The following is a 7,360-nucleotide window of genomic DNA, read 5'->3' as shown; positions in this document are numbered from 1 at the left end:
AAGATAACCAATATCTTAAAGTGATCCGGGCAATGCGTTAAAAGGAAATCAACAAAGTTATTAAGAAAGGGAGGTTATTGCGCAGTCTGACGTTTAGTATAAAAGAAGTAGGGCTGTAAATAAGCAACTACTTTTCGGATTATCAACAAGCCAAATCTTTTGCATTTTGTTTTAATTTTTTCTCTAAAAGCCAAATCAAAAGATTTGGCGACCTCGCAAATGTGCCAAAACATTGGGTTAGCACTGACTTGCCCTATTTTTTTTATACAGTGTTGTAAAACGTTTTTCTAACACCATTCTATTAGTTTTTTCTCAAAATCAATTATAGGTATTTCTGTACAGCCTCCAATTTCATCGGCATTCACCTCTTCTTTTTTGTCAGCTAAAATCCACTTTCCACTTTTATGTTTTAAAATTAATCCATCGAAGATAATTTCTCCTCCAGTCAAATTTGTGGTTTTGTCTTGAGTGACAATGATTTTATTTCCAATAATTTCTATTTCACAAGTTCAATTTGGCATTCTACCTCCAAATTCGGCAAAATATATTTCGTACTTGAATTTCCCTTGAGGGATATTGTCAGTTACATTCAATTCCGTTTGTTTGTATAAAATTGGTAATTCAATTTTTCCGATTGAATCATTCGTAAAATAATATTGTGTTCCCATTCCATTATCAAAACCTAAAACTCCAAATTCATCATTAAAAATTACAGGTCCCATTCCATCCATAATTCCTGGATCAGAGTCATAATAATTAAAATTCTCAAAAGTTGGATAATGGTGGTTTTCAGTTTTTTTAAATTCAAATGGTCCAGCTAAAAGTTGGTCAGAATGTTTCAAATAGCGAAAATCTTTATTTTTAGTTGAATCATTTATGTTTTTATAATTATAAATAATTACGCTATCTCGCTCCCGAATACTCAATTCATAATCCGCTTTACTGACCAAAGAATCAAACTCAAAGACGGTCAAATTCCGCGTTTCTGTCCGTTGAGTCTCCTTTTTAGTAGTATCTGAACAACTAAATAGGAATATAATTATAAGTATGTTTATTGTCTTTTTCAAATGTTTTACAACGGTCTTGTATATGGCTCGTAGCGTGTAAATTAGCGATTATTTTTCGGTTAAGCACGAGCCGAATTTTTAAATTTTTCTTATTATCTTTTATTTATCAATTAGCCAAATTTAAAAATTTGGCGGACTTGCAAATATGCCTTAACTTTGATTAATCAACTAATTAGCTATGAGCTATATACGGTGTTGTAAGTAGTGCTTTCACGGGTTTCTTGGTATTTCTAAATCTCCGAGTGCTAAAATTACTCTTGGAATCTGATTCATAAAATCAATCGTAATTTTATCATCATTAAAAGTAAAATTTATATTTTCTTCATCAATATATTCCGTGTAATCTTTCAAGCATTCTTTTTGTTCTTGAGTACCATATTTTTCAATTGCACTATCTAAAAATTCTTTAAGATTGTTATACTCAATAATTTCTCTAAAAGATATTTTTCTATCTGGTTTAAATCCAAAATTCAACGTATCGATTGTTGTTGTCGGATGAGCGCCACCTAAAAATGAATTGTAAATAATTGATAAACTTAAAAAACTCTCATCAAGCTTTGTAATGTTAAATGAAATCTCAAAATATAGATATTCGCTATTTTTTAAAAATTCCAAACATTCGCCAATCCATTTTCGTGTCTCACTAATATTTTCTAAAACTTTTTGCTGAACGAAAGTGTTTATAAATTTGGCATCGAAAAATTTGTTTTGATGAAATAATGGAATTTCACATTCGTAATCAATTTTTATTGGAACATCAAGATTCAAATCTATTGAGATAGTTGAGAAATCATTAATTTCTATCAATTCGGATGGTAATTCCTGCAAGTATTTTTGCCTTTGAAATTCAAGAGATTCTAACACTTGCGTTAAAATATTTTCATCTTTCATTTCTATCCATTGAAACTTATTCAGTTGTTCTGGAACTTCACATTTGTCAATTAAAATTGGTATAATATAAATGTCATCAATTAATTTACTTTCTGCATATTCAATCGCATATTTAAATTCTTTTTGAACATAACCTCTTTTTTTGACTGAAGTAGATGAAAGTAATAATATTACAAAAGTAGATTCTTTAAGAGCTTTTTTTATTTCATAATCCCAATTAGCACCAACCTTAATCTTTTTCTTATCCAACCAAGGTGAATAGTTATATAATTCCAAAAAATCATAAATCTTTTCGGCTACTTCGTAATCCTCTTTAGCGTGACTTATGAAAACTTCTTTAAACATTATCGTGTTTTTTTTGCATTACTTACAACGGTCTTGTATATGGCTCGTAGCGTGCAAATTAGCGATAACTTTTCGGTTTAGCACGAGCCAAATTTTTTAATTTTCTTATTATCTTTTTTTTACAATAAGCCAAATTAAAAAATTTGGCGGACTTGCAAAAATGCTTTAACTTTGATTAAGCAACTGACTAGCTATGAGTTATATACGTTGTTGTGCATAGTGCTTTTTCACGTTCTGCTTTGTTTTCCGATGTTTATTATTTAGTTCGGAAGTGAGCGTTGGCTAGACATACTCTTTTGCAATTTTTGGCGTAGCGTTGGCTGGTGCGAATTGCGAATGTGTATGGCTTTTAGCGTCGGCATTTTATTCTTCCTCATCTTTTATTATTTCTGCATTTTTCGATAATGAAAATCCCTTTTGTCTAAACCAATTTTCGCTTATTCTATTATTATCACTCTTTGGTAATGGTTTTGCTTCGTGAACCTTAAAAGTTGTCGGAAGATTTACCGAATGACCAAAAATCAATGCGTGTTGGGTTGGAATAGATGGCATCCTCCTCAAAATTGTTTCGGAAATGTGTGGTGTAATTTGTCGAATATGTGATAGGTCTTCTGGATTTTGTATTCGGTGGACTATAAAATTGCTGCATTGAGATAAAACCGTTTTAGATAACTCGCTAGGTCTTTGTGATGAAACTAAAAGTAATAGTCCGAATTTCCTTCCTTCTTTAGCAATTGAATCAAAAATCTTATTTGCTTTAAGAAATGTTCCCATTGGGTTGTGCGAAATATATCGATGTGCTTCTTCTAAAATAAGATTTACTGGATATGAATTTCGAGGAATTATTTCCTTTACACTTTCGTAAATTATGCGAGATATAACACAAGATATTACTTCCACTATTTCATCTTCAACAGCGCTTATGTCAATAATAGTAATTTGGCTAGTTTTAAATTTTTGGCTTTTTACTTCATTTAGTCCAATTAATTTGTTTTTATAATCACTTATATTTCCATCATCTTTTTTGAGAAAATTGAAATCATTTCTGTCCTTGATACTTTTTACTCTTGTAATTAGTGAAGAACAATAATCTCTAATATGTCTATTACCGTGAGCTTCTTCGTATAAGAGTGCTAAATCTAAAGCATCTTCAATAATATTAAAATTGAATTTTTGATATTTTTCATAAGATGGCATTTGGAAATTATCAATAATAAAAACAGAAGTGCCATCTGCATTTTTTTGTTCTAAATATGATATTAGTTGGTTTATGCCTTTTATCTCGCCATAATGTACGGTTAAGCAATTTCTCACATTAATATCCAAAACATAGCCTCTATCAATTTGGATTTTTTTATGAGTTTTGCCGTCATCATCAACAAATGAAAATTCCTTTGATAAATTTATTTCCTCTGTATTAAATTTTTGCAGAATTGAAGTAATTCTATCCTTTTTTGAGGGACTACTAGTTTCATCTCTTAAAATCTCACTAATACAGGTTGCTAAAATGTGATTTTTGAGTTCCTTTACATCATTTTCAGAATTGAATATTGCTGCCAATCCGAGTGCATTTCTTAAGATTGGTAATTGAGTTTTTTCTGTTGCCTGAAGTAATAATGCCCATTCATCAATAGTTAAAAACCAATGTGGTAATTCAAATTCTTGAACATCTTTTTCTGTACTGCCAATGCAAAAGTTTTTTACTTCAATATCGGTATTTTCGGATATCTCACTAAAAGCTTGTTTATATTCGCCATTTACATCGAAAACAATAAATGTACTTCCTACAGCACTATGATTTGAGAGTTTAAAAATTGATTGAAGAATGGAAGAAATTGTGCAAGATTTACCACTTCCTGTATTTCCTAATACAGCAGAATGTCCAGCAAAAAATTTATCTATATCAATTTTAACTTCGTAATCTGGAAATATGGTGGAAGTACCAATTGAAAGAGTTTTATAACGTCGTTTTTCACAATCACATTTTTCTTTGTGTTCGTATGGTTTTTCACAAACTATCTCAATTTGTTCCTCAACATTAAAAATAGCATCAAGTTCTTTCTCTTTTATATAAAGCACGTCTGTATATAGTGCAGGATAAACGCTTACTCCAAAGTCGAATTTATAATAATTTGGATTTTCATCTAATGGTTTAAGTGTACCGATAGGCAATATTTCTAAATATTTTCCAGTTGTAATTTTACTTAAAATTTGTTCTTTAGGATTGCTGAAAGGTACATTTAGCTCTTTTTCTCTAACTCCAGAAACTTCTGATACTATGAAGTAATTTTGATATGGTAGAACAACGTAGCTATTAAGTTGAGCAAAGTAATGGATGTCGTCAAACCCACTAATATTGAAATTATCAATTCCGCTTAACAGTTCTACTGTAAATCGGTCAGAATTTATAGCTACTACTTTACCAATAACTCTTTCTTTGTCTTCTCTATTCATTATCTTGGAAATAGAGTTTTTATGGCATTATCGATTTTGTCATCAATTTCATCATTACTTAAGTCTGGTAATATTTGTTCAACAAAGCCCTTGAAATAATGAAGGCTTTCTTCATTTTCTAGTTTACCACCTACAATCCAAATTCTTGGGTCGTTGAGTGATTTTAGTTTTTTTATTTCGTTACTTTTTTCAAAATCTCCAAACACAATTAATCTGAAAGATGGTATTGTGAATGCTTGGTAGATTAAATTGTTTATGTGCTCATCACTAAAACTATATCCAAGAGTAATAAGAATATTGTTGTTTCTCATTAATCTTTTTTGAAACTCTCTAAACAAATCTGAATATGGACTTCCCATACTTGCATTTTGTTTTAAAGGTGTAGGATGTATCATTATAACATCTTTCTTTTTGAGGTTTTCTAAAGTTGTTTCTTGAATTTCTCTTACTCTAAAAAGTTTTGTTTGTTCTTCGTCTTGAACCCAGTTTATAGAACCGTGTATTTTATACAGGTAAATGAAATTATCAATAACACTCCATTTACCTTGAGATAAATCCATCTTTTCCGCTAATGCATAGTTGAAAATAGTTGGATTAAAATATTTTTTTATGCCACCTGAAAATCCATTGACATAATGTATTCCTAAACTATCAAGTGCAATTTCAGAGTACAAATCATAATTAGTTGTAAAAATACTTGGTTTAGGAAGATTTGTATTTCTGTACAATAATTTACGATAAAACATTTTATAAAGATTGATTAAATCAATATCAGCTTCATTGCCTCTTTTAGTTTCATTAAGACATTGTTCTAAAAGAAAATTTCTTGCTTTTTCTATAATACCTTTGACCTTTATAAATTCGTCGGTTTCACTTTGATTTGTAGTTTCGTAGAAATATATAAGACTGTGAAGTGTTCCTAGAAAAATTTCTAAATTATCTTGGAATTTGGCTGAAGTAATGTCAAGTTTTATATCTTTTTTCAGCCAATTTTTATCATCATCAGATAAAATATTTTCGTAAAAATTTGTAGCGAGTGGTGCCATTGTTGGGATACCTACTTCTTCCCATTTTTTTTCTTCTTTCTCAATGTAATAAGAGGAACAACCAGAGCCTAGAAGAAATGATAAATGCTTACCATCGAGAACTTTATTGAAAGAATCCTGTATTTTTTTTAAAAGAGCAGTTTCAGTTTTTTCATCTGCTTTCTCCTTAATTTTCTGTAAAACTTCTTCGTCTCCTTTGTAAAAATATAATTCAGATTCTGCCATTAATAATTTCTTTTTTTGGTTTTCAATTTAATCAATTATTCTCAATTTCGTGCGTTGGCAAGAAACAGCTCTTTTATTTTTTTCAGCGTTGGCGATGAGCGTTGGCAAAAAAATGAATGTGCTGTTTGCGCGTTGGCTTTTTTAGTTCAAATGTTCAATTTTAGCACGATTTCCGCATTATGCACAACGTTTATGTGTAAGAATAGTTGCGGTGGCAAGCACCTAAAATAGTAAATATTGACCGAGCCTGTGGAAATTCCGCAGGAATTTCCAAGTAGGCGAGAACCAAGCAATTATTTTTACACGGTGTTGGGTACAGTTATTTTTTAATTCGACATTTGTATTCAGATTCTATTTTTCTATAAAAATCCTTTATTGTTTCAAATCCGATTTTTTTCCTTTCTTGATTTGCTTTTTCACAATCACAAATTTCTCCAACTTCATATTTTTCACTGTACGCATAAGTTCCGTAAATCTGGCATTTAAGGTTTTTGTAATCAATTATTCTGGCAAATTGGTACGGATAAATCTCTCCATTCAAAACAGCTTCATACATATATGGTTTTAATTTTTCAACCCATTCTTCCTTAAAATGTAGTGGCATTAAGGTTATATTTTTCGTTACGTCGTATTTTCCTTTTGGTGTTATTTCGCCAATTGTCGAAAATCCAGGCCATTTATTGTTATTTTTTTTAATAATATCAATAAGTCTATTGTAATTATAGGTGTCTATTTTTTTCATTTGTTTCCAACCTCCAAAAATGGGTGCTCTGGCTTTTTGGTCTTTTCTTATCATTTCTGAAATCTCTTCTCTTAAAGGTAAATTCAGAGTTGATAGATGGTTTTTACGAATGGAATTATATTCTTTTTTAAGTTCTTTCCATTTGCGTGATTTTTTGAATTCCTGTAGTTGTTTTTTAATCTGTTTTAAAGTCAGTCCGTTATTAATTCCTTTTTTTAGGTAGTCAAAGGTTTTTTGGTTATCCTTTAGTTTTTCAGAATTGATAGAAGCTAATAGAAAATCCTCCTTAAAAGGCTTTTCAACGAGGGTAAATGCTACTTGATAAATTGAATCAGATTTTTTAAATTCCTTATCAAGGTTTGCTATTTCAGCTTTATTTATTGTTTCGTAATAATTCAGATAATTTTGAGCTGATGTTTTTTGAAAACCAAAAAGTAAAATTGTAATTAAAAATGCTGAAATTTTCTTCATTGTTCGTTTTTTTTAATTGTACCCAACGTGAGTCTGTGCATCAACTCAATTCGGACTAAAATTAATGAATCAATTGCTATTTAGAGAGCGGTTAAGGTAGTATTTCTTTTGGCTTTAAA

General features: G+C 30.1%; 6 protein-coding genes. All 6 read right to left on the bottom strand.

The genetic code is table 11. The features are described 5' to 3' along the window. Window positions 1-287: 287 nt before the first annotated feature. Window positions 288-449 (bottom strand): hypothetical protein, encoded by a 162-nt coding sequence (locus tag J4051_RS18580; RefSeq protein WP_208235387.1) that lies wholly within the window; start codon window positions 447-449, stop codon window positions 288-290. Window positions 450-509: 60 nt separating this feature from the next. Then, window positions 510-1,067, bottom strand: coding sequence for a hypothetical protein (locus J4051_RS18575; RefSeq protein WP_208235386.1), 558 nt, complete (start codon window positions 1,065-1,067; stop codon window positions 510-512). 210 nt (window positions 1,068-1,277) lie between these two features. Next, a complete protein-coding gene (locus J4051_RS18570; protein WP_208235385.1) occupies window positions 1,278-2,303 on the bottom strand; it encodes a TIR domain-containing protein in 1,026 nt (341 codons plus the stop codon). Between the two features lie 363 nt (window positions 2,304-2,666). Then, a complete protein-coding gene (locus J4051_RS18565) occupies window positions 2,667-4,757 on the bottom strand; it encodes an ATP-binding protein (protein WP_208235384.1) in 2,091 nt (696 codons plus the stop codon). Beyond that, entirely contained in the window at window positions 4,757-6,028 is a 1,272-nt protein-coding gene (locus J4051_RS18560; protein ID WP_208235383.1) for an SIR2 family protein, read from the bottom strand. The genes J4051_RS18565 and J4051_RS18560 overlap by 1 nt, the downstream gene beginning before the upstream one ends. Before the next feature lie 319 nt (window positions 6,029-6,347). Further along, a complete protein-coding gene (locus J4051_RS18555) occupies window positions 6,348-7,241 on the bottom strand; it encodes a hypothetical protein (RefSeq protein ID WP_208235382.1) in 894 nt (297 codons plus the stop codon). Window positions 7,242-7,360: the final 119 nt, after the last annotated feature.

The sequence above is a fragment of the Gelidibacter pelagius genome, assembly GCF_017581925.1.
Lineage (GTDB): Bacteria > Bacteroidota > Bacteroidia > Flavobacteriales > Flavobacteriaceae > Gelidibacter > Gelidibacter pelagius.
This window is presented reverse-complemented; position numbering and strand designations above follow the sequence as displayed.

Bases quoted from the DNA above. Each gene is read 5' to 3' on its own strand.
- J4051_RS18570 (WP_208235385.1), bottom strand. From the start codon at position 2,303: ATGTTTAAAGAAGTTTTCATAAGTCACGCTAAAGAGGATTACGAAGTA.
- J4051_RS18565 (WP_208235384.1), bottom strand. From the start codon at position 4,757: ATGAATAGAGAAGACAAAGAAAGAGTTATTGGTAAAGTAGTAGCTATA.
- J4051_RS18560 (WP_208235383.1), bottom strand. From the start codon at position 6,028: ATGGCAGAATCTGAATTATATTTTTACAAAGGAGACGAAGAAGTTTTA.
- J4051_RS18555 (WP_208235382.1), bottom strand. From the start codon at position 7,241: ATGAAGAAAATTTCAGCATTTTTAATTACAATTTTACTTTTTGGTTTT.